Here is a 20923-nt window from a genome sequence, read left to right as displayed (position 1 = left end):
TTTCTTTTGCGAACTAAACATGAACCTTAGCTCGCCAAGAGTCAACATATTTGAATGGAATTAATTATAAAAGTTATTATCCCTGCCTTTAATGAAGAAGCTTCCATAGGGAAGGTTATTTCTGAAATTCCAAAAAACATTACTGAAGTTATTGTGGTAAACAATAATTCGACCGATTCTACCGGGATGGTTGCGCAAAATTCTGGAGCCACTGTTTTAGAGGAAAAACGAAAAGGTTATGGATATGCCTGTCTAAAAGGTATGGAATATATAGCCTCTCAAGAAATCCTACCAGATATAGTGGTATTTCTCGATGGTGATTATAGCGATTATCCTTCTGAAATGGATACCCTCCTAAAACCCATTCTTAAAGATAATATAGATTTTGTGGTAGGTGCAAGGGTGAAAAAATGGCGAGAAGAAGGGTCTATGACCCTCCCTCAGATCTTTGGAAATTGGCTGGCTACCAATTTGATGCGTCTTATGTTCAGAGCAAAATTCACAGATTTGGGCCCGTTTAGAGCCATTAAGTATCAAAAATTACTGGATCTGGAAATGCAGGATAAAACCTATGGCTGGACGGTAGAGATGCAACTAAAAGCGATCAAGCAAAAGCTTAGCTATGTAGAAATTCCTGTACATTACAAAAACAGAATAGGAGTTTCAAAGGTTTCGGGGACTATAAAAGGAGCTATCTTTGCCGGAATTAAAATTTTAGGTTGGATCTTCAAATACAGTTTTAAATAATGGACGTTGTAATTATAAGTATCTATACGCTCTCTTTATTACTGATTTTCTTTTACAGTCTGTCTCAATTAAGCCTACTTTTTAAATACCTTCAATCTAAAAAACAGGAGGATCACTCCCCTAAATTTGATTTTTCCAATTCCGAAGAGATACCCTTTATAACTATACAACTCCCCCTGTATAATGAAATGTATGTGGTAGAGCGGCTTCTGAATAATATCTCCAAAATTGAATATCCTCCTCATAAATTAGAGATCCAGGTGTTAGACGATTCTACAGATGAATCGGTTGAAAGTACCGCCATTCAAATAAAAAATCTTAGAAAGACAGGGCTTAATATTCAACATATCCGCAGAAAAATTAGAACAGGCTTTAAAGCCGGAGCTTTAAAAGAAGGACTTAAAAGTGCGAAAGGAGAATATATCGCAATTTTTGATTCCGATTTTTTACCAGGCTCAAACTGGTTATTACAAACAGTACCTTATTTCAAGGATCCTGAGATTGGCGTTGTTCAAACGCGATGGGGTCACATTAACAGGAATTACTCTTTACTCACTAAAATTCAGGCCTTCGCATTAGATTTTCATTTTACGCTAGAGCAGGTTGGAAGAAACTTCGGCAAACATTTTATAAACTTCAACGGTACAGCTGGTCTTTGGCGAAAAGAATGTATTTATAGTGCCGGTAACTGGAGTGGTGACACCCTTACCGAAGATCTCGATCTTTCCTATCGTGCGCAACTAAAAAAGTGGAAATTCAAATATTTAGAAGACGTGGAAACACCCGCAGAACTTCCTGTAGTGCTTAGCGCCGCTCGCTCGCAACAATTTCGATGGAATAAAGGAGCTGCAGAGAATTTTCAGAAGAATTATTCTAAATTATTACATAATAAAACATTAAATACCTCAACTAAATTTCACGGATTCTTCCATTTATTGAACTCAAGTATGTTCTTGGTTATTTTGATATTGGCAGTTTTGAGTCTACCGGTTCTCTATATAAAAAATACCAATCCGCAGTTTAGCTCGTATTTTAATGTGATGGCTTTTTTTGCTATTAGCACTTTAATTTTCTTAATTTCGTACTGGATCACTTATACCAAGATCCATGGGAAAAGCTTTAAGAGTTTTTTGAAATTTATAGGAATGTTTCTGAGTTTTTTCTCCATTGCTATGGGTTTTAGCGTGCATAACTCGCTTGCTGCCATAGAAGGGCATTTGGGTAAAAAAAGTGATTTTATACGCACGCCCAAATTCAATGTTAACAACGTTAGAGATTCCTGGAAGGAAAATAAATACCTTTCCAAACATCTTTCTGTGAGTAACCTTATAGAAGCTATCTTATTTCTTTATTTCGGATTTGCCATTTATAGCGCCTTCCGTTTAAACGATTTTAGTTTGCTGCTCTTTCATTTAATGTTGTTCAGCGGATTTGGATTTGTAGTTTATAAATCATTTGCCTCTAAAGCTTAATTATGGATTCTCTTACTCAAATAGTTCTGGGAGCAGCAGTTGGTGAAGCTGTATTAGGTAAAAAAGTAGGAAATAAGGCGATGCTCTACGGAGCCATTGCCGGAACAATTCCCGATCTAGACTCTTTTGCTCCCCTTTTCACCGATTTTATTACCGCTATTGAAATTCATCGTGGATTTTCGCATTCCCTACTTTTTGCCATACTGTTCGCTCCCATTTTTGGAGGGCTTATTTCTAGGATAGAAAGAAAATCAATTGCTACTTGGAAGGAGTGGTCGTGGTTGATGTTTTGGGGCTTGATAACACACCCGCTATTAGATGCTCATACCACTTGGGGCACACAGTTGTTCTGGCCATTCGATCTAAGGATTGCCTATAAGAACATATTTGTAATAGACCCATTATATACCATTCCGTTTTTGGTATTTCTAATTTTGGCAATGCGCTCCAAGCGAGGATCAGAAAAACGAAGGAAGTATAATAATCTGGGGCTTATTGTAAGTAGTATCTATATGCTTATTACTATTGGATTGAAAGGATTAAGTTATATGAAATTTCAAGAAGCGCTGGAAGAGCAAGACATTTCCTATTTACAAATGCAAACCCGGCCCAGTCCTTTCAATACTATTATGTGGTCTGCCAACATTGAATTACACGATGCCTATTTATTAGGCGACTATTCTTTTTTTGATAGCCAGCCAATTCAATTTACCCGAATTCCAAAAAATCATGAATTGATTGATTTTATTAGAACTGAAGATAGAATTCAAAGAATTATAGCCATCTCTCAAGGCTGGTACACTATCTCGAATAGGAATGGCAACATTTATCTTAACGATCTTCGCTTTGGCGCAGTAAACTTGCATGAAGAAAACCCAAAATTTATATTCAGTTACCTGTTAAAAACGAATTCTGATAATTTGGAAATAACAGAAGTACCAAGAGACCCGGAAGATGCTACTAAGTTATTAAGCGATCTTAGCAGCCGGGTTTGGGGAAATTGATGAACTAATTTCAAACAAGAAACCCCCGCTACTTTTTAAGGTATCGGGGGATTTTTTGCTTAATTATCTTAATTTATTTCAATTGGGTCGGTAGTCAACTTTACCGTGGGCTTCTCATTGTTAGATTTCCTAACATTGATGTTGATATTCTTATTTGTCTTCACAATTTTTATGGCCTCTTCAGAAGAGATCGATTTTCCATTGTAGAAGAACTCTGCTCCTTCCTCTGCCAATTGTTTCATATGTATTTCAGGCACGGGAGGCGGTGGTGGAGTATTAAATTTTATTTCCATCTCTCTTTTTTGCATGTCTCTTTCTGCCCGCTTCATCATACGCTCCTGCTTTTGCATCTCTCTGCTTTCTCTTTCCATATTTCGTGCAGCAATTTTCATTTTACGTTCCTCGATTACCTGAACACGTTCCATTTCTCTCTGCCCGTCATGTCCTAAATATTCTTCTGGGGGAGAGGGCATTTCGGATTGTTCAAAATGAGGAGCTGGAGGCTCAGGGGCTGTTGGTGGTTCTGGATGCGCAATTCGCGCTACACGTTCAACATTTGCTATACGTTCCGGATGCCTTGGCGCTTCAGGCCTTGGTGGTAAAGGGAAATGTGGAAATTCCTCTGCAGCCTCTCTTTGTTTCGGAGTCATCAAACTATAGATATATTTCATTCTTTCAACATCCTTCATTTTTATAATAATTCTATCTACTTCCTGAGAATTATAATGTTTGGCGAGTTTGTTATACTCCTTGATCATCTTCTTGGTAGCCTTTTCCTGTTGAGTTGGAAAATCAGCAATTGCCGATTTGCCTTCAACTTGTACCTTTTCTTCTAGCTGAACAATTTCATTAGTGCTAAAACTATACAACAATACTGCTAAGAGCGGTAGTAGCAATAAGCTTCTAATTAGAATTCCTTTTTTTGAGGTGTGTGTTTTCATAACTGTAAATCGTTTTTTGATTGATGAATAATTAATGGCGCTTGCCAGGTTACTTGTTTCAGCATTTGATGAGAATGCCAACAAGATTTTTTGATAGGTTGCTTTAGGAGTTCCTTTGCGTATCACAGCTTGATCTGCAAGAAATTCATGATTGAGTTTAATGGCGTGTTTCACTAAATATATTAGCGGATTAAACCACATCCATATTTGTAAAAGCTCGATAAATAATATATCTAAACTGTGCTTTTGCCTAGCATGCGCTTGTTCATGCAAAAGCACTTCAGCCGGAATCTCTCCCCTTTCAAATCGTTTCTTATTTAAAAAGATATACCTGAAAAATGTATGTGGTTCTATTTTAGAGGGAAGCAGCACATTAGTGACATCATGATCTTTAAATTTCGGGTTTCTCTTAATTCTGAAGATCAGTTCTCCCAGGTTTTTACTGAATTTTAAGCTAAAGAAAATTACTCCAATGAAGTAGATCGACCAAAGTATAAATGTCCAGTCAAGATTTTCCCCTGTAGAATGTAGTGCATCAATTTCCTGAATAACTTGTTGTGATAGTAAGCTACCTGCTTCGCTAGCTTCCACGTATGTATAGAAAGTAATAAGCGGAATTAGCATTGATGCTATTACAGAGAACAACAGATATATTCGCTTAAAAACATGCATATTCTCCTGTTCCAAAATCAGTTTATAGAATAAAAAGAAGATTCCCAGACAGGCTGCCGATTTTAAGAAATACAGTTCCATAATTACTTTTTATCAATTTCGCTATCTATTATACTTTTAAGATCTTCTAATTCCTCCTTTGTTAAATTGGTCTCCTTGGTAAAGAATGATGCAAATTGCGAAGCCGAATCATTGAAAAAATTCTTAATAAGGCCATTAACATGTTTCGAGAAATAATCCTTCTTTTTAACTAAAGGAAAATATTCTCGTGATCTTCCTAACTGAACATAATCAATAAAATTCTTATCCTGCATTCTTTTCAACAAAGTAGCAACCGTAGTAGTGGCCGGTTTCGGATCGTCATAAGCATCAATGAGATCTTTCATTAAGGCGCGCTCCTGCTTCCATAAAATTTGCATGAGTTGTTCTTCAGCTTTAGATAATTGCATTTTTATTCCAGATTCTATTCAACTCTACAAATGTAGAATAATAATTCAATTCTACAAACATAGAGTAACTTTTTTATAACAAATAATTAAATCTTGATTTATATTTTAATCCATGTACCTTTGTTTTTCAAAATACATATTAATGAGTTTGGAACAAGAATTAATGCAGCGTAGTGGCTCCCAGTGCGAATTATGTGCTTCAAAAGAAAACTTGGAGATCTTTGAAATACCGGATTCTCCGGCAAATGTTGAAAACAGCATTTTGGTTTGTGAAACTTGCAAAGAACAAATTGAAGATCCAGAAAAAGTGGTTCCCAGTCATTGGAGATGTTTGAATGACAGTATGTGGAGCACAGTTCCCGCAGTGCAGGTAATGGCCTGGAGAATGCTTACTCAACTTAAAAATGAAGGTTGGCCTCAGGATCTTTTGGATATGATGTATATGGAAGAGGAAGTAATGGAATGGGCGAAAGCTTCACAAATTGCCGATCCTGCAGCAAAATCTATTGTACATAGAGATAGTAACGGAGTCATTCTGGAAGCCGGAGACTCTGTGGTGCTTATAAAAGATCTGAAAGTAAAAGGAAGTAGTATGGTAGCCAAACAAGGAACAGCCGTTCGTCGAATCTCCTTAGATCATGAAAATGAGGAATACATTGAAGGGAAAGTTGATGGACAGCAAATTGTGATCATCACCAAATATGTAAAGAAATTATAAGCTTTTTCATAACGAACAAAAAGGCCGATTCTAAATAATAGAATCGGCCTTTTATATTTTTAAAACAAGGTTTTATTCCTGGCTTAATTTTGTGAAATGTTTATAGAACAACGGAATTGTTTTGATCCCTTTCAAATAGTTCCAAATTCCAAAATGTTCGTTAGGCGAATGAATAGCATCGCTGTCCAGTCCAAACCCCATAAGAATGGTCTTACTTTTAAGTTCTTTCTCAAACAATGCTACAATTGGGATACTTCCTCCACTACGCTGCGGAATAGGTGTTTTCCCGAAAGATTCTACATAAGCATCATTTGCTGCTTGGTATTCAATAGTATCAATAGGTGTAACATATGCCTGTCCTCCATGATGTGGCTTCACTTCTACTCTCACTCCTTTTGGCGCGATACTTTCAAAATGCTTTTTGAATAGTTGAGTGATCTCTTTCCAGTCTTGATCTGGCACTAAACGCATAGAGATCTTGGCAAAAGCTTTACTCGCAATTACGGTTTTTGCACCTTCTCCAATATAGCCTCCCCAAATTCCATTCACATCTAAGGTTGGTCTAATAGAATTACGCTCATTGGTAGAATATCCTTTTTCTCCATATACATCATCAATATCTAAGGCTTCTTTATATTTATCTAAAGAAAATGGTGCCTCAGCCATCTTAGCGCGTTCCAACTCACTTGCCTCTTCTACTTTATCATAAAATCCGGGTACGGTAATATGATTGTTCTCATCATGCAACGAAGCGATCATTTTAGTTAGCACATTAATAGGGTTTGCAACAGCTCCTCCATATAATCCGCTATGTAAATCTCTATTTGGTCCTGTAACTTCAACTTCTACATAGCTTAACCCGCGTAATCCGGTTGTTATGGAGGGAACATCCTTTGCGATCATACCCGTATCAGAGATCAGAATTACATCGTTTGAAAGTTTTTCTTTATTGCGTTCTATAAACCATCCAAGGCTTTCACTTCCAACTTCTTCCTCGCCTTCAATCATAAATTTCACATTACAAGGAAGCGTTCCAGAACTTGTCATATATTCAAGTGCTTTCACATGCATATACATCTGCCCCTTATCATCACAAGCACCACGTGCAAAAATAGCACCTTCCGGATGTATCTTTGTTTCTTTAATAATAGGCTCGAAAGGTGGGCTGTCCCAAAGGTTTATTGGGTCTGGGGGTTGCACATCATAATGTCCATACACTAGAACAGTTGGTAAATTTTTATCGATTATCTTTTCTCCAAAGACAATTGGATTTCCAGGAGTTTCACATATTTCAACTTTATCACAGCCTGCTTCTTCCAAACGCATCTTTACCGCATCGGCGGTTTTTAGAATATCATTTTTATAAGCCGAATCTGCACTGATAGAAGGAATTTTTAAAAGTTCAATTAATTCATTTAAAAACCGATCCTTATTATCTTCTACATACGTATTTAAGTTGTCCATTCTTTAGTTTTTGAAATTAGGTAAAGATACAAATTTGATATTTTTTTATAGAACTATTTGAAAATTGAAATCTTTATGTATATTTGCACCCGCTTAGTTAATCAAGCGGGTTTTATAACGAGTCCTAAGTGTTATAAAATTAAAATGCGGGCGTGGTGGAATTGGTAGACACGCTAGACTTAGGATCTAGTGCCGCGAGGTGTGAGAGTTCGAGTCTCTCCGCCCGCACCAGCAAAAAGCTTCAGAGAAATCTGAAGTTTTTTTTATTTATATATGTCTTGATATTTCTCACCTATCATATTTATATTTACTTTGGGAATATTGATTATTTAAAGTTCGGAAGATTTAGTAATTTTCGTCCTTATTTATCAACTCTTTCAGTCTCTATCAGTCTCTATGGAAATATTATTACAGCCAGATGCCTGGATCGCGCTTCTTACCCTAACTTTTATGGAAATTGTGTTGGGTATAGATAACATCATCTTTATTTCCATAGTAACAGGAAAACTGCCTCAAAAACAACAAAAAAAAGCATGGATAACAGGCCTGTCGCTGGCTTTGATCATGCGTATACTGTTGTTATTAAGTATCACCTGGCTGATAGGTCTTACCCAACCAGTTCTAACTATTGCTGAATTTGAATTAAGCTGGAGAGATATAATACTAGCTGCCGGAGGTATCTTCTTACTCACGAAAACCACTTTAGAAATACATGAAAAAGTGGAAGGAAGAGAGCACGAAAAAAATTTAGGGAAGGTCTCTTCCTTTGGTTATGCCCTAGTACAAATAGTTTTGCTTGACATTATCTTTTCTTTTGATTCTATCCTAACAGCGGTAGGTTTGACAGATGAACTGGTGCTGATGGTGATTGCTGTGATAGTTTCAATTATTATTATGATGATCTTCGCTAAATCTGTGGGAGACTTCGTAAACAAACATCCTACAGTTCAAATACTGGCACTTTCATTTTTAATCTTAATAGGATTTATGCTTGTAGTAGAAGGATTACACTACCATGTTCCCAAAGGCTATATATACTTTGCACTCTTCTTCTCTTTAAGTATAGAAATGCTGAATTTAAGATTTCGAAGAAAGCAACGCCAAATAGGAAAAACTGAAGATTAGTCTATTATCGCATAATGTATTGGCTTAAAACTTCCGTTGTTACTATCTTCGGCAGAACAGGCAGTTAAGGCAACAATAAGGTCCATTTGAGCCTGAAACAGCACGTAATCTCCGGCTTTACTTAGTGGCGGATCAACACTTAACTTACCATCCGGCGCAAACTGTACATTCATAAAAATGTTGAAAGCAGTAGGCACATCATCAGGCTGGATATCAAATTTTTCCAGGTTGGTGTATAGATTTTCAAAGCAACTTGGGTGGTAGTCTGGATTATTATACATTATTTGGAAGGTCTCCGGACTACAAGGTGCTAACAAAAAATCATTCCTCCCATTGGTATCTTCTAAGATCTCCATCATTTTATGACTGCGGTTACTCCATAGAAAATTACCTTTTGTAATCAGGATGCTTTCCTCAAAATCCAATGTTTTTCCGGAAGAGATTTTTTCACGTGTATCTTCAGCATTAAACAATACCATATCACTCACTTGCTCTCCTTGAGGATCTATTACTTTTAATTTTTGACCCTTTTTTAACTTAAAGGCCGCTCCTGTTTGTTTTTTAATAACTTCCATTATTTTCTTCTCTAATATCCATACTTAATTTCTGACTTAGCGCGTCTCCTTTTTTTAAATGTCCTATCACAGCTTCAACATCATCTTTTTCGTAAGTCTGATGCAGTTTTGCCACCCCTTCAACTTTAACAGGCTCTGCCCAAAAACCGGTAATTAAAGGAAGATGATCTTCCAGCATCTGCTTAGGAATATCTTTATAATACAAAGGAGATTCTTGAGATTTCTCAAAATTATTCACCAGGTTTTCTAAAGAGTTTTCTAACTCTACACGGCTTTGTAATTTCAATTTCACATTTACATGCACTGCTGAATAGTCCCACGTGCTTATATCCTTCTCTTTATACCAAGATGATGAAATATAAGCGTTTGCTCCTTGAAAGATCATTAAAGCCTCCACTCCATCTTTAAGATAGCTAAACTGTTCATTATGATTGGCAATATGAGAGTACAATCGAAAGCTGTGAGCATTTCCTTCAGCCAGCACCGGGATGTGGGTAGCCAACAACCTTTCACCTTTCAGAATGAAACTTGCAAAAGGATGTTGTTTTATAAATTCGAATAAATACTGAGGGTCTTGCTTCTTATATTTTTTGGGCTGGTACATGCATTACATTTTCCCAGAAAGAAACGGACATTTCCATTCATCTCCAACTTTTCTTCCACTGTATTGTCTGGCTTCACTATTTGCTCCAAAATCTTGCAGCACAGGGTTTATATCCCCTTGAAGTTCTGTGTCTCTTTCCCGAATCTTATCACGTACTACTTCGTACGTACCCATTTCTCTTAACTTTTCAAATTGCCAGTGCAAATTAAATGCAATTGCCGGATAAGGAGTCTGTCTAGCCATTCTGGAACTGTTGGGATGCAGTCCAACCATATAAAAAGCTTTCCCACCTAGACTAAAACTAAAATCCTTATTTTCTGGATCATTACTTACTGCGGGATCCCATGCATCAGTATCTACTTCGTGTAAAAAGTCTAACTGTTTCCATAGAATATCTTCGAATTGCTTTTCTGTAAAGGACTTTCTTCCCTTGAAAACAGCCATAAAAGTGAAGAATTGCTTCGATTCAAAATCATACTTAGCAATGTATTGTTTTAGATCTTTAAGGATCTTGGTGGCAGTATTTTTAGATCCGAAGTTATCATATACATGAAAATCTACTTTATCCATGCTAAAGACCGTTTGGGCCATTACACATGGATGATTTTTATTAATGATGAAATCTTCAAATTCAGCTTTAATTTTCTTATCATCATCTAAACCTAAGCGTTCTGCTTTTCCTTTTTTTTCAATTTCCGATATCATGACCTTGGTTTTTTGGTGGTATCGTGTAAATTTATAGCCACAACCGTAAATTTCAAGGGCGTTTAAGAAGAAATTAATTTAACTTTAAAAAAGATTAACATGCGATGGAAGTAACCAAAATAATTTGCTCAGGCTTTGCTGCCACTTCATTAATGACGGCCTTTAGTTATCTTGTTTCCAGAATAAAAAACAAGCAGTTCAGAGAGCCAGAATTGCTTAATATTTTGATATCGAGATCTGATCTTCTCAACTTTAAGCTGTCAAAAAAAAGCAGTGTAGGGTGGGTTTTGCATTACGTAATAGGATGGATCTTTGTGATTATATTTGATGTTCTATGGAAATTCAATTTCCCACCTTTCTCTGTTCTTTCAGGGGCTCTATTAGGTTTAGTAGCGGGCATTATTGGAGTGTTTGGGTGGAAAATATTTTTCTCGTTAAGCAATAACCCACCAAAGATAGACTGGAGTGAATATTACCTACAACTCATTATTGCGCATATCATTTTTGGTGTGACTGCCGCCTTGGTGTTTCTCTCTTGGTAGGTCATTTTTGACGATATCGCAACATAAGATATAACATCACGCCATTTAGCGCTAAAGAAACACCATTAGTAACAATTATGGGCATATCTTTTTTAGTAATACCATACACCGTCCATAAAAAAACTCCTATTATTAAAATACTGAACATCACGGGGGAAACATCCTCCACTTTTTTAGTTTGCCAGGCCTTTTTTATTTGAGGTACTACTGCAACGGTTGTGCAAATTCCTGCGACCAAGCCTAAAATGTCTGTCCATTCCATGATCTCGGCTTAACGTTTTACTCCTTTTAACAACCACTCCTCCAATGAAGTCCCATCATCACAATGCAAGACTGAAATATCTCCTGTGGTCTCAAAAATCACTGCTTTCACTTGCGATAATTGAATAACATTCGCTTCGCGCAATTTGGAGCGTAGATCAGATTCCGTTACTCTTGCCTTTCTAAGATTATGTTCCAATATTTTTTCACCATCCATCAGTAAAAGCGGTGTATTATCAATTGCTTTTTGAAAAACCTCAAAACGCCTGAGCAATGCAGCTGATATTTGAAGAACATATACAATCGCAAGACCAACTACCCCTTGTAGTAAACTTACAGATTTTGAAAGGACGGTACTCGCTATAATCGATCCAATAGCAACTGTCATAGCAAAATCAAAGCTGGACATTTTAGAAAAGCTTCGCTTTCCGGCGATCCTAGTGAAAATTATAACCGCAGCATAAATTCCAACTGCCGAAATACAAATTGCTATTAAAGAAGTTCCAGATGCCTCAAACCAAGTTTCCATAAGTGTTGTTTCAAAATTTAATTAATCAAGTTATCGTTTAAATTTGTAATACTCTAAAGAGGGGTGGGGAGTATTTTCTACCGAATGCTTAATAGCTTCCATTCCCATTACACTAAAAGTGATTCCATTTCCTCCAAAACCCAGAATATAATGTTCATTAACCTCACTATCGGGTTTTCCGAAATAAGGCAAACCGTCTTTTGTCTCGCCGAAGGTCCCCGCCCATGAATAATCTAATTTAAAATCTATTTCTGGAAAGCATTTTTCAAATTCCTTCTGTAAAGACTGCTCTTTTTTTGAAAGCAAGGCATCTCTTTTGGTTGCATTTTTAAAGTTTTCATCTCCACCACCCATAATAATCCTACCGTCATCAGTACTTCTGAAGTATAAATACGGAGAGGAGGTATTCCAATAAATACGATCTTTAAAAGCCTCAGGGATTTTTTCAAAAGCTTCTGAAGCCAATGCATAGGTACTTTTTAGATCCACCACAGATTCCTGCAACTGTTCTGTACTCTCATAGCCGGTACAGTTGATAATATGTGATGCATCAATTTTATAATTAGAAGAAGTTAAGGCTCTCATTCCGCCATCTACTGATTCCTGCTTCACAACTTCGGTACGGTCGAATATTCGTACTCCCTTTTCACTGCAATATTTCAACAGGTCGTTTGCAAGCTTATAGGTATCAGTAATTGCGCCCGATTCAGATTCTATAGCAGCATAGGCCTTTAACCCGAATTTTTCCAGATCTTCTTTCTCCAGCCATCTCACTTTAAAACCATGTTGCTTTCTCGTTTCAAATTCCGTTTTCAAAAAGTCTAAATCCTTTTTTGTAGAGCTGAAATACACGCTTTTTTTAAATTGAAAAGGACAATCTGATTTTATTTCATCTATGATCTCCTTAAGTTCAAAAATGGCCTTTTCACAACTTTTATAACTGGAAACAGCACAGGTTAATCCGCGTTGCTCGATCAATTCACTCAAGGAAACATCAATTTCATATTGCAACATTGCTGTACTTGCAGCACTGCTCCCACTGCACACATCTCTCCTATCCAGAAGAACTACCTTCTTTCCTTCTTTCAAAAATTTGAAAGCCATCAACGCTCCGGTTATTCCTCCTCCAACTATTAGAATTTCGGTTTGCACATCTTCATTTAATGAAGGGTAGCTACTGGCAAGTGAATTTTTAATTAACCAGAATGGTTCATTAGAACGTATATCCATTATAAAGCTCTTATATAAGTTAGGTTCAATTTAAATATTATCCACCAATAATCTCGCCTCCGTTAACATGAATTACCTGTCCGGTGATATAGCTACTATCCTCACATGCCAGGAAAACGTAGGCAGGTGCCACTTCGCTTGGCTGGCCCGCTCGTCCCATTGGGGTATCATTCCCGAAGTTTTTTACCTCATCAAAAGTTGCAGGAATCAGCGGAGTCCAGATAGGCCCGGGAGCCACCCCATTCACCCTAATTTTTCTCTTAGCCAACATTTTTGATAAAGAACGAGTAAAAGTAGTAATAGCACCTTTGGTGCTAGAGTAGTCTAGTAAATGCTCACTCCCGCGATAGGCAGTAACAGAAGTGGTATTAATTATAGCATCACCTTCCCCCAGATGTTTCAAAGCCTCTTTTGAGATCATAAAGTAAGGGTAAATATTTGTCTCAAATGTTTCTTTTACTTGGCCCATCTCTATATCTTCCAATTTATCCTTCGGAAATTGCACCGCAGCATTATTAACCAGAATGTTCAATTTGCCAAATTCTGCAATACATGAGTCAATAATCGATCTACAAAAATCTTCTTCTTTAAGGTCTCCTTCTAAAATAAGACATTTTCTGCCTTCACGTTCCACCATTTTCTTAGTCTCTATGGCATCTTCATCCTCATTAAGATAAACGATGGCCACATTTGCACCTTCTTTTGCAAAGTGCACAGCCACACTCCGCCCTATACCGCTATCACCGCCGGTAATGAGCGCTATTTTATCACTCAATTTACCACTTCCCTTATATGTATCTCTTATAATTTCGGGGGCCGGCTCCATTTTATACTCATCTCCAGGCTGCTTAGATTGATGCTGTTCAGGAAATTTATCTGGCTTCTTCATAATTACTCTTTTATAGTTGATAATGATCTGAAACAATTCATAATATTTTATAAATGTATCCAAGCTCCAACTTCATATAATATACTTTAAAACAAATTATAGAAACTTTTAACAGGCCATTTGCAACACAATAATCTCCATGCATTTTTTAAATACATTTGCAATATGAGCACATATCAAAAAATTGGACATCGCGGCGCCAAAGGTCATTTGGCTGAAAATACTTTAGAAAGCATTTCTAAAGCTATTGAACTTGGGGTAGATGCTATAGAATTGGACGTTCATAAATGCAAAACAGGAGAGGTGGTGGTTATTCATGATTTCACATTAGACAGAACTACCAATGGTAGTGGCGAGGTCGCCCGAAAATCGTGGAAAAAACTTCAAAGCCTTCAAGTAAAAGATAAGTATAAAATACCTCTTTTAACAGATGTCCTCAATCTTATTACGGGAAAATGCAAGATAAATATCGAATTAAAGGGATCTAATACTGCAGAACCAACTTGCCAAATTATTCAAGCTTATATTGAAACCAAAGGATGGCAGTATTCAGATTTTATAGTTTCAAGTTTTCAGATAAACGAACTCTTTCAGATTCGGAAATTAGATGAACATATTCCTATTGGAGTACTTAGCAAGGCAAGTGTAACTCAGGCTATTGAATTAGGAAAACAATTAAAGGCAACAGCCATCCATCCATCTATAGGGATTATCACCAGAAAAAATGTGATTGCCTCTCATGAGGCGGGCTTTATCGTAAACGTGTGGACTGTAAATGAACCAGAAGCTATTGAAAGAATGAAATCTTTTGGAGTAGATGGGATTATTTCTGATTTTCCTGACAGACTAATTTAAAATGTAACCTGACATCTTCCGAGTTTTTGTATGCAAAACCCATAACTTTGAAGCTACAATTTTTCTTTTAATGAAGTACGATATAATTATAGTTGGTGGAGGTGCCGCAGGTTTTTTCACAGCAATAAATGCCGCTGAAATGAATCCGCAGGCGAAGATCCTAATTTTGGAAAGAGGAAAGGAAGTACTCACTAAAGTTCGAATCTCGGGTGGAGGGCGATGCAATGTAACTCATGCCGAGTTTATTCCAAATGAGCTTATAAAAAATTATCCCCGCGGTGAGAAGGAACTAAGAGGACCTTTCCATTCTTTTATGACAGGAGATACTGTGGCCTGGTTTGAAGACAGAGGTGTTACACTAAAAACAGAAGACGACGGCCGTATGTTCCCAGATTCAGATTCTTCGGAAAGTATTATTAATTGTTTTCTTTCGGAAGCGCAACGTTTGAAAATACAAATTCTCAAAAACCACTCAGTACAGGATATTACCAATGAAGATGAGATTTGGAAATTAAAGACTAATCACGGTGATTTCTACGCTGAAAAAATTCTTATAGCTACTGGAAGTAATCCTAAAATATGGAAACTACTGGAAAAACTGGGGCATTCCATAATCTCTGCAGTACCCTCCCTTTTCACATTCAACATTAAAGATGAAAGAATAAAGGGATTACCGGGAATAGCTACCTACGCTTCCGTAAAGGTGATCTCCAAAAACGGGAATTTGGAAAGCGACGGACCTTTATTAATTACACATTGGGGATTGAGCGGACCTGCCATCTTAAAATTATCGGCGTGGGGAGCAAGAGAGTTATTTGAGCTTGGCTATAAGTTCCAAATTTCTGTGAATTGGCTTCCGGAAAAAACTTCAGAAGAAATTCTTGAAGATTTGAAAAAGCTTAAAATTAAATATGCTAAGCAACAGGCTTCAAAATATACCCAATTCGACCTTCCTAAAAGATTGTGGCAAAGCTTACTTAAAGCCGCTACTATTTCAGAAACCAGTATTTGGGCTGATTTAAATAAACAGCATCTGAAGCAACTTAGCGCACAACTTACCAATTGCATTTTCAATGTGGACGGAAAGAGCACATTTAAAGAGGAATTTGTAACGGCGGGAGGAATTGATCTTACCGAAGTAAATTTTAAAACCTTTGAAAGCAAACTTCAAAAAAACCTGTTTTTTGCCGGAGAAGTTTTAAATATCGATGCCATTACGGGAGGGTTTAATTTTCAAAACGCGTGGACAGGTGGTTATCTTGCGGCAAAAGCAATGAGCTCCCAAAACACTAATTAAGCCTCCATATCTCAAAGTTCAATACTGCAGCATATAGCACCCAAACTGCGTAAGGAATAAGAAGGTAGGCTGCGATATTACTCACTACTTTGAACCACTTTATAGTTAGCAGCAACACAACGAATAAGGCAATAATATCCAGCAAAGCCCAAAAAGGTTCTTTTAAGCCGAAGAATAAAAGGGACCAAAAAGCATTCAGCAGTAGTTGAAATGCAAAATGATATAAAGCGGTTTTTACCCATTTATGATAAAAGCCTTTGCTCCAAACTATCCCGGCCGCTATTCCCATCATGATATAAAGAATGGTCCATACGGGTCCAAACAACGAATTCGGGGGATTGAACCACGGTTTGTTCAATTGCGGGTACCAGTCGGCAATACTGGTTTGAGTTGCGAGCGCCCCCAAAAAGCCGATAAACAAACAAAATGCCATCGCCAGAAAAATTCGGATATATCGTTTTTGCGCCATAGTATCAGAATTACATGTCTAAAATAAAGAATTTATTTGAAAACTTGGCAGAGCCTCTGTGAACTAAAAAAGTATATTTGCTTAAATTTTTTTAAGCATGACCGAAAAAGATTTTCAGTTCAAAGCAGCTCAGCAAATGCCTGAAACCGGGAGCGCCACTTGGCAATCTCCAAGCAATATTGCACTGGTAAAGTATTGGGGTAAAAAGGACCATCAAATTCCTGCCAACCCCTCGTTGAGTTTCACCTTAAATTCTTGTAAAACCACTACCAGCTTAGAGTTTCAGAAAAAAACAGATAGAAAACTTTCTAATACATTCGATTTTGAATTTTATTTTGAAGGTAAGAAGAAAGAAGATTTTAAGCCCAAAATTGAGACTTTTTTTAAAAGAATTGAAGAGTTCTGTCCGTATTTAAAGAACTACAAGTTGGTTATTAAATCTGAAAACTCTTTTCCGCACAGTAGCGGCATCGCTTCTTCTGCCAGTGGCATGAGCGCTTTGGCACTTTGCGTGATGAGCTTAGAAAAAGAACTCAACCCGGATATTTCTGAGAAGTACTTTAATAAAAAAGCCTCATTCTTAGCCCGCTTAGGTTCAGGAAGCGCCTGTAGAAGTATAGAGGGTCCGTTAATTGCGTGGGGGACTCATAAAAATATTGAGGGCAGCAGTGATCTCTTCGGAATAAAATATCCTTTTGTTATGCATGAGGTTTTCAACAACTATCAGGACACCATTTTATTGGTTGACAAAGGTCAGAAACAGGTAAGTAGTAGTGTGGGGCATAACCTGATGTATGGCCATCCCTTTGCTGATGCCAGATTTGAACAGGCACATACCAACCTAGACAAACTTCAACAGGTTTTTGAGAACGGTGATTTGGAGAATTTTATAAGCATTGTTGAAAGCGAAGCGCTCACCTTGCATAGTATGATGATGAGCAGCAATCCTTATTTTATTTTAATGAAGCCCAACACCCTGGAGATTATTAATAAGATCTGGGAATATAGAGAAGCTTCAAAAGTACCGGTATGTTTTACCCTAGATGCGGGAGCAAATGTACATGTGCTATATCCTAATCAATATAAAGAAGAAGTTTTAGAATTCATTAAAAATGAATTGATTAGATTTTGCGAGCACGAACAATATCTTTGTGATGAGATTGGGAAAGGAGCTAAAAAGTTGTAGATTTAATTGATTATATTTGCCACTTAATCTAGTGTTAAAATTCAATTTGAATTCAGATTAATATAAAGCTTATGAAAGGACCATTATTTTATTCTAAGATCTTATTATTCGGGGAATACGGTATTATAAAGGACTCTAAAGGTTTATCTATTCCTTATAACTTTTATAATGGCGCTTTAAAAGTGGATGAAAATCCATCGGAAGAAGCAATAAAATCCAATCTGAGTTTAAAGAAATTTGCCCTTTATCTGGAAGAACTCCAAGCTTCTCAACCAGAATTAGTGCAATTCGATATTGAAGCTTTAAAAGAAGACGTTGAAAAAGGGATGTATTTTGATTCTACCATTCCTCAGGGTTATGGTGTTGGAAGCAGTGGTGCATTAGTAGCTGCTATTTATGACGAATATGCAACCGGAAAAATTACAGTTCTGGAGAATCTAACCAGAGAAAAGCTATTGAAATTGAAAAAGATCTTCGGTGAAATGGAATCTTTCTTTCACGGAAAATCCTCAGGCCTGGACCCTTTGAACAGTTACTTAAGCATTCCTATTCTTATCAATTCAAAAGATAATATTGAACCTGCCGGTATTCCGTCTCAAACAGAGAATGGAAAAGGCGCAGTATTCCTATTAGACAGTGGCTCTATTGGAGAAACCGCTCCTATGGTGCAGATCTTTATGGAGAACATGAAACAAGAGCCTTTCAGAAAAATGCTGAAAACACAGTTCGTAAAACATACCGATGCCTGTGTAGACGACTTTTTGCAGGGAGATGTGAAATCGCTCTTCGGTAACATCAAAAAATTATCTCACGTAGTACTGGACAATTTTAAACCAATGATTCCCGCGCAGTTCCATAAACTTTGGAAACACGGAATTGATACTAACGACTATTATTTAAAACTTTGTGGCTCTGGTGGAGGTGGTTACATCTTAGGATTTACTGAAGATATTGACAAGGCCAGAAAATCTTTAAAAGACTACAATTTAGAGATCGTTTACAACTTCTAGAATTACTTAATATTTCATGGCGGCTGCTAAAAACAAACGATTATTATTAAAGATGTTGAGTTTGTTTTCGGTAGTGCGAGGCTATAACATTCTCATTCTTGTGATTGCCCAGTATTTAACTTCGGCATTTATATTAGCTCCGCAATTACCATTAAGGAAGGTGATTTTCGATGCGAACCTGTTTTTTTTGATTCTCTCCTCTGCTACAGTAATTGCTTCTGGGTATATTATTAACAACTTTTACGACAGCGAAAAAGATCTTATTAACAGACCAAAAAAAACAATGCTTGACAGGTTTGTGAGTCAGCGCACCAAACTCTCAGTATATTTTATTCTGAATTTCGCAGCTATCTTCTTTGCGAGTTATGTATCATTTCGAGCAGTAGTATTTTTCTCCATCTACATTTTCATGATCTGGCTGTATTCCCATCGACTAAAAAAGATCTTATTCCTAGGAAATCTTGTTGCCAGCATCTTAGCAATTACACCCTTTTTTGTGGTCTTTGTATATTATAAGAATTTAGAAACAGTTATTTTTTTACATGCCACCTTCCTGTATTTAATGATAGTAATGCGTGAATTAGTAAAGGATTTGGAAAACCTAAAAGGAGATCTTATACAAAACTACCATACCATACCTGTGGTATACGGAGAGAAATGGAGTAAATTCTTTCTATCGGTATTAACAATATTGGCTGTAATTCCTATTCTTCTTCTAACCACAAAATTCAACACGGGATTAATGGACTATTATTTTTACGCTTCTTTAGTCTTATTGATATTTTTCTTATTATTTCTATATTTCAGCACAGCAAAATGGCAATATTTACTACTCCATAATATTCTGAAATTTATTATTGTTGCCGGCGTTTTCAGCATTTTACTTATCGATCCGGCAGAAGTGCTTAACCGTGTTTTTTAATTGCATATCCCCATTTTACTACACTTTTAAATCTTTTAAGCTTTCAACCACAGAGTTACATTTATCCACTATCTTTGCAAAAAATAAGCGATATGAGCAAGAACCAAAAATCTTCAGGCGGAAAATTTAGTGGAAGACAAGGTGGCGGAAAAATTAAGAAATCCTACGCAAGGGGAAATGCACCCATTAAAAGCAAACCGGCTGCTCCAAAAGAGGAAAGCAAGCCAGCGGTTAAAGCTGAAGGGATTCGTTTAAATAAATATATTGCCAATTCCGGAGCATGTTCCAGAAGAGACGCCGATATTTTTATTCAGGCAGGGAATGTTACTGTAAATGGCACCCCTATTACCGAGATGGGGTATCGTGTAAAGCTTTCTGATGAAGTTAAGTTTGACGGCCGAAGAATTACTCCTGAGAAACCCGAATATATCTTACTTAACAAACCTCGAGGTTTTTTCACAACAGGGAGTTTAGATAAAGGAAACAAAACGGTAATGGATCTTGTGGCAAATGCCACAAAGTCAAAAATAGTTCCGGTTGGAAAACTGGACAGACAAGCCACTGGCCTCCTATTATTTACTAACGATGGAGCTTTAGAAAAACAACTGGGGAAACCTAAAAATGGAATTCGCCAGATATTTCATGTGGAGCTTAACAAGCCTCTAAGTTTTGATGATCTTAAAAAAATAAATGACGGAATCACCCTTGAAGATGGTAAAGTGAAGGTGCAGGATGTAAGTTTTATAGACAACAGACCAAAGAACGAAATAGGCTTAGAAATTAACAGTGTGAAGCCTCACGTTGTACAAAGGCTATTTAAAAGCATGGGCTTTGAAGTAGAAAAACTAGACAGGGTTGTTTTTGGCGGGCTCACCAAAAAAGATCTTCCACGAGGAAACTGGCGCCCACTTACCAAACAGGAAATCATAAACATCAAGATGCTGTAATTGCTATTAAATTTAAATCCTCTTGCATGGATTTTTTTAATACTTTTGCCTTGATTATGTTATAACTAGGAAATAAATAACCTCACTATTTTGATTGTTTATTTCCTAAGTCATACTTTTTTTAAAATCTGAATAACAAACACTTAGATTCATTTTTATAAAAAATTGCATCCGGTTGAGTAAGCTTATTTTTTATGCGGTTGGTGCCATTCCGGATCAACAAAACAAGAATACCAGTTTTATTTATCAACTGGACACACCTACCTTCTTGGTTTACACTTATCTTAACAAACATTTACCAGTCAATTTT

At 36.8% G+C, this 20923-nt stretch carries 23 protein-coding genes and 1 tRNA gene; 13 read left to right on the top strand and 11 right to left on the bottom strand.

Annotated elements, in window-relative coordinates; all coding sequences use genetic code 11:
• The first annotated feature begins 54 nt into the window (after positions 1 to 54).
• The 3 genes from L1I30_RS04055 to L1I30_RS04045 are packed head-to-tail and all read left to right on the top strand — an operon-like array spanning position 55 to position 3223.
• Positions 55 to 747 (top strand): glycosyltransferase family 2 protein, encoded by a 693-nt coding sequence (locus L1I30_RS04055; RefSeq protein ID WP_236132967.1) that lies wholly within the window; start codon positions 55 to 57, stop codon positions 745 to 747.
• The gene (locus tag L1I30_RS04050) at positions 747 to 2219 is read left to right on the top strand and encodes a cellulose synthase family protein (RefSeq protein WP_236132966.1); all 1473 of its coding nucleotides are present in this window, start codon (positions 747 to 749) and stop codon (positions 2217 to 2219) included. The genes L1I30_RS04055 and L1I30_RS04050 overlap by 1 nt, the downstream gene beginning before the upstream one ends.
• A 2-nt stretch (positions 2220 to 2221) precedes the next feature.
• Complete coding sequence (locus tag L1I30_RS04045; protein WP_236132965.1) at positions 2222 to 3223, top strand: metal-dependent hydrolase; 1002 nt, start codon at positions 2222 to 2224, stop codon at positions 3221 to 3223.
• A 68-nt stretch (positions 3224 to 3291) separates the two neighbouring features.
• Here the strand turns inward: L1I30_RS04045 and L1I30_RS04040 are convergent, their stop codons facing one another.
• On the bottom strand, positions 3292 to 4917 hold the full coding sequence (locus L1I30_RS04040) for a M56 family metallopeptidase (protein ID WP_236132964.1): 1626 nt from the start codon (positions 4915 to 4917) through the stop codon (positions 3292 to 3294).
• 2 nt (positions 4918 to 4919) lie between these two features.
• On the bottom strand, positions 4920 to 5285 hold the full coding sequence (locus tag L1I30_RS04035; RefSeq protein WP_236132963.1) for a BlaI/MecI/CopY family transcriptional regulator: 366 nt from the start codon (positions 5283 to 5285) through the stop codon (positions 4920 to 4922).
• A 142-nt stretch (positions 5286 to 5427) separates the two neighbouring features.
• On the opposite strand from L1I30_RS04035, the gene L1I30_RS04030 reads away from it, so the two are divergent.
• Entirely contained in the window at positions 5428 to 6003 is a 576-nt protein-coding gene (locus L1I30_RS04030; RefSeq protein WP_236132962.1) for a PhnA domain-containing protein, read from the top strand.
• Between the two features lie 72 nt (positions 6004 to 6075).
• Here the strand turns inward: L1I30_RS04030 and L1I30_RS04025 are convergent, their stop codons facing one another.
• A complete protein-coding gene (locus L1I30_RS04025) occupies positions 6076 to 7467 on the bottom strand; it encodes a dipeptidase (RefSeq protein WP_236132961.1) in 1392 nt (463 codons plus the stop codon).
• 146 nt (positions 7468 to 7613) lie between these two features.
• Between L1I30_RS04025 and L1I30_RS04020 the strand changes: the two genes are divergently transcribed.
• Together L1I30_RS04020 and L1I30_RS04015 are read left to right on the top strand one after the other, a co-directional pair.
• Positions 7614 to 7698, top strand: a tRNA-Leu gene (locus L1I30_RS04020).
• A 165-nt stretch (positions 7699 to 7863) separates the two neighbouring features.
• On the top strand, positions 7864 to 8592 hold the full coding sequence (locus tag L1I30_RS04015) for a TerC family protein (protein WP_236132960.1): 729 nt from the start codon (positions 7864 to 7866) through the stop codon (positions 8590 to 8592).
• Here L1I30_RS04015 and L1I30_RS04010 read toward each other — a convergent pair.
• Genes L1I30_RS04010 through gntA form a run of 3 tightly spaced genes read right to left on the bottom strand, consistent with a single transcriptional unit; the run spans position 8589 to position 10476 of the window.
• Positions 8589 to 9167 carry a DUF1989 domain-containing protein gene (locus L1I30_RS04010; RefSeq protein WP_236132959.1) on the bottom strand — a complete coding sequence of 193 codons (579 nt, stop codon included), beginning with the start codon at positions 9165 to 9167 and terminating at the stop codon, positions 8589 to 8591. The two genes, L1I30_RS04015 and L1I30_RS04010, sit on opposite strands and share 4 nt — an antisense overlap.
• Positions 9154 to 9771 (bottom strand): FMN-binding negative transcriptional regulator, encoded by a 618-nt coding sequence (locus tag L1I30_RS04005; protein WP_236132958.1) that lies wholly within the window; start codon positions 9769 to 9771, stop codon positions 9154 to 9156. Before L1I30_RS04005 ends, L1I30_RS04010 begins: the two co-directional genes overlap by 14 nt.
• A 3-nt stretch (positions 9772 to 9774) precedes the next feature.
• The gene (gene gntA, locus L1I30_RS04000) at positions 9775 to 10476 is read right to left on the bottom strand and encodes a guanitoxin biosynthesis heme-dependent pre-guanitoxin N-hydroxylase GntA (protein WP_236132957.1); all 702 of its coding nucleotides are present in this window, start codon (positions 10474 to 10476) and stop codon (positions 9775 to 9777) included.
• 104 nt (positions 10477 to 10580) lie between these two features.
• Here gntA and L1I30_RS03995 point away from each other — a divergent pair, with 104 nt between their 5' ends.
• Positions 10581 to 11018: a hypothetical protein gene (locus L1I30_RS03995; protein ID WP_236132956.1), complete on the top strand. Its 438-nt coding sequence runs from the start codon at positions 10581 to 10583 to the stop codon at positions 11016 to 11018.
• A gap of 1 nt (position 11019) precedes the next feature.
• Here L1I30_RS03995 and L1I30_RS03990 read toward each other — a convergent pair whose 3' ends face one another.
• Genes L1I30_RS03990 through L1I30_RS03975 form a run of 4 tightly spaced genes read right to left on the bottom strand, consistent with a single transcriptional unit; the run spans position 11020 to position 13927 of the window.
• On the bottom strand, positions 11020 to 11280 hold the full coding sequence (locus tag L1I30_RS03990) for a SemiSWEET family sugar transporter (protein WP_236132955.1): 261 nt from the start codon (positions 11278 to 11280) through the stop codon (positions 11020 to 11022).
• Between the two features lie 9 nt (positions 11281 to 11289).
• The gene (locus tag L1I30_RS03985) at positions 11290 to 11808 is read right to left on the bottom strand and encodes a DUF421 domain-containing protein (RefSeq protein ID WP_236132954.1); all 519 of its coding nucleotides are present in this window, start codon (positions 11806 to 11808) and stop codon (positions 11290 to 11292) included.
• A gap of 30 nt (positions 11809 to 11838) precedes the next feature.
• A complete protein-coding gene (locus L1I30_RS03980; protein ID WP_236132953.1) occupies positions 11839 to 13038 on the bottom strand; it encodes an NAD(P)/FAD-dependent oxidoreductase in 1200 nt (399 codons plus the stop codon).
• A gap of 37 nt (positions 13039 to 13075) precedes the next feature.
• The gene (locus L1I30_RS03975; protein WP_236132952.1) at positions 13076 to 13927 is read right to left on the bottom strand and encodes an SDR family oxidoreductase; all 852 of its coding nucleotides are present in this window, start codon (positions 13925 to 13927) and stop codon (positions 13076 to 13078) included.
• Positions 13928 to 14092: 165 nt separating this feature from the next.
• On the opposite strand from L1I30_RS03975, the gene L1I30_RS03970 reads away from it, so the two are divergent.
• Both L1I30_RS03970 and L1I30_RS03965 read left to right on the top strand, forming a co-directional pair.
• Positions 14093 to 14782 carry a glycerophosphodiester phosphodiesterase gene (locus L1I30_RS03970; RefSeq protein WP_236132951.1) on the top strand — a complete coding sequence of 230 codons (690 nt, stop codon included), beginning with the start codon at positions 14093 to 14095 and terminating at the stop codon, positions 14780 to 14782.
• 70 nt (positions 14783 to 14852) lie between these two features.
• The gene (locus L1I30_RS03965) at positions 14853 to 16079 is read left to right on the top strand and encodes a BaiN/RdsA family NAD(P)/FAD-dependent oxidoreductase (RefSeq protein WP_236132950.1); all 1227 of its coding nucleotides are present in this window, start codon (positions 14853 to 14855) and stop codon (positions 16077 to 16079) included.
• Here the strand turns inward: L1I30_RS03965 and L1I30_RS03960 are convergent.
• Positions 16072 to 16548: a TspO/MBR family protein gene (locus L1I30_RS03960; protein ID WP_236132949.1), complete on the bottom strand. Its 477-nt coding sequence runs from the start codon at positions 16546 to 16548 to the stop codon at positions 16072 to 16074. The genes L1I30_RS03965 and L1I30_RS03960 overlap by 8 nt on opposite strands.
• A 97-nt stretch (positions 16549 to 16645) precedes the next feature.
• On the opposite strand from L1I30_RS03960, the gene L1I30_RS03955 reads away from it, so the two are divergent.
• The 4 genes from L1I30_RS03955 (at position 16646) to L1I30_RS03940 (ending at position 20613) form a co-directional block, all read left to right on the top strand.
• On the top strand, positions 16646 to 17734 hold the full coding sequence (locus L1I30_RS03955; RefSeq protein ID WP_236132948.1) for a diphosphomevalonate decarboxylase: 1089 nt from the start codon (positions 16646 to 16648) through the stop codon (positions 17732 to 17734).
• Positions 17735 to 17805: 71 nt separating this feature from the next.
• Positions 17806 to 18744: a mevalonate kinase family protein gene (locus tag L1I30_RS03950; RefSeq protein ID WP_236132947.1), complete on the top strand. Its 939-nt coding sequence runs from the start codon at positions 17806 to 17808 to the stop codon at positions 18742 to 18744.
• Between the two features lie 16 nt (positions 18745 to 18760).
• On the top strand, positions 18761 to 19666 hold the full coding sequence (locus L1I30_RS03945; RefSeq protein ID WP_236132946.1) for a geranylgeranylglycerol-phosphate geranylgeranyltransferase: 906 nt from the start codon (positions 18761 to 18763) through the stop codon (positions 19664 to 19666).
• 92 nt (positions 19667 to 19758) lie between these two features.
• Positions 19759 to 20613 carry a pseudouridine synthase gene (locus tag L1I30_RS03940; RefSeq protein ID WP_236132945.1) on the top strand — a complete coding sequence of 285 codons (855 nt, stop codon included), beginning with the start codon at positions 19759 to 19761 and terminating at the stop codon, positions 20611 to 20613.
• Positions 20614 to 20923: the final 310 nt, after the last annotated feature.

The organism is Gillisia lutea, assembly GCF_021568705.1.
GTDB classification, from domain to species: domain Bacteria; phylum Bacteroidota; class Bacteroidia; order Flavobacteriales; family Flavobacteriaceae; genus Gillisia; species Gillisia lutea.
The sequence above is the reverse complement of the archived record's forward strand: the minus strand, read 5'-3'. Positions and strand labels throughout refer to the sequence as shown.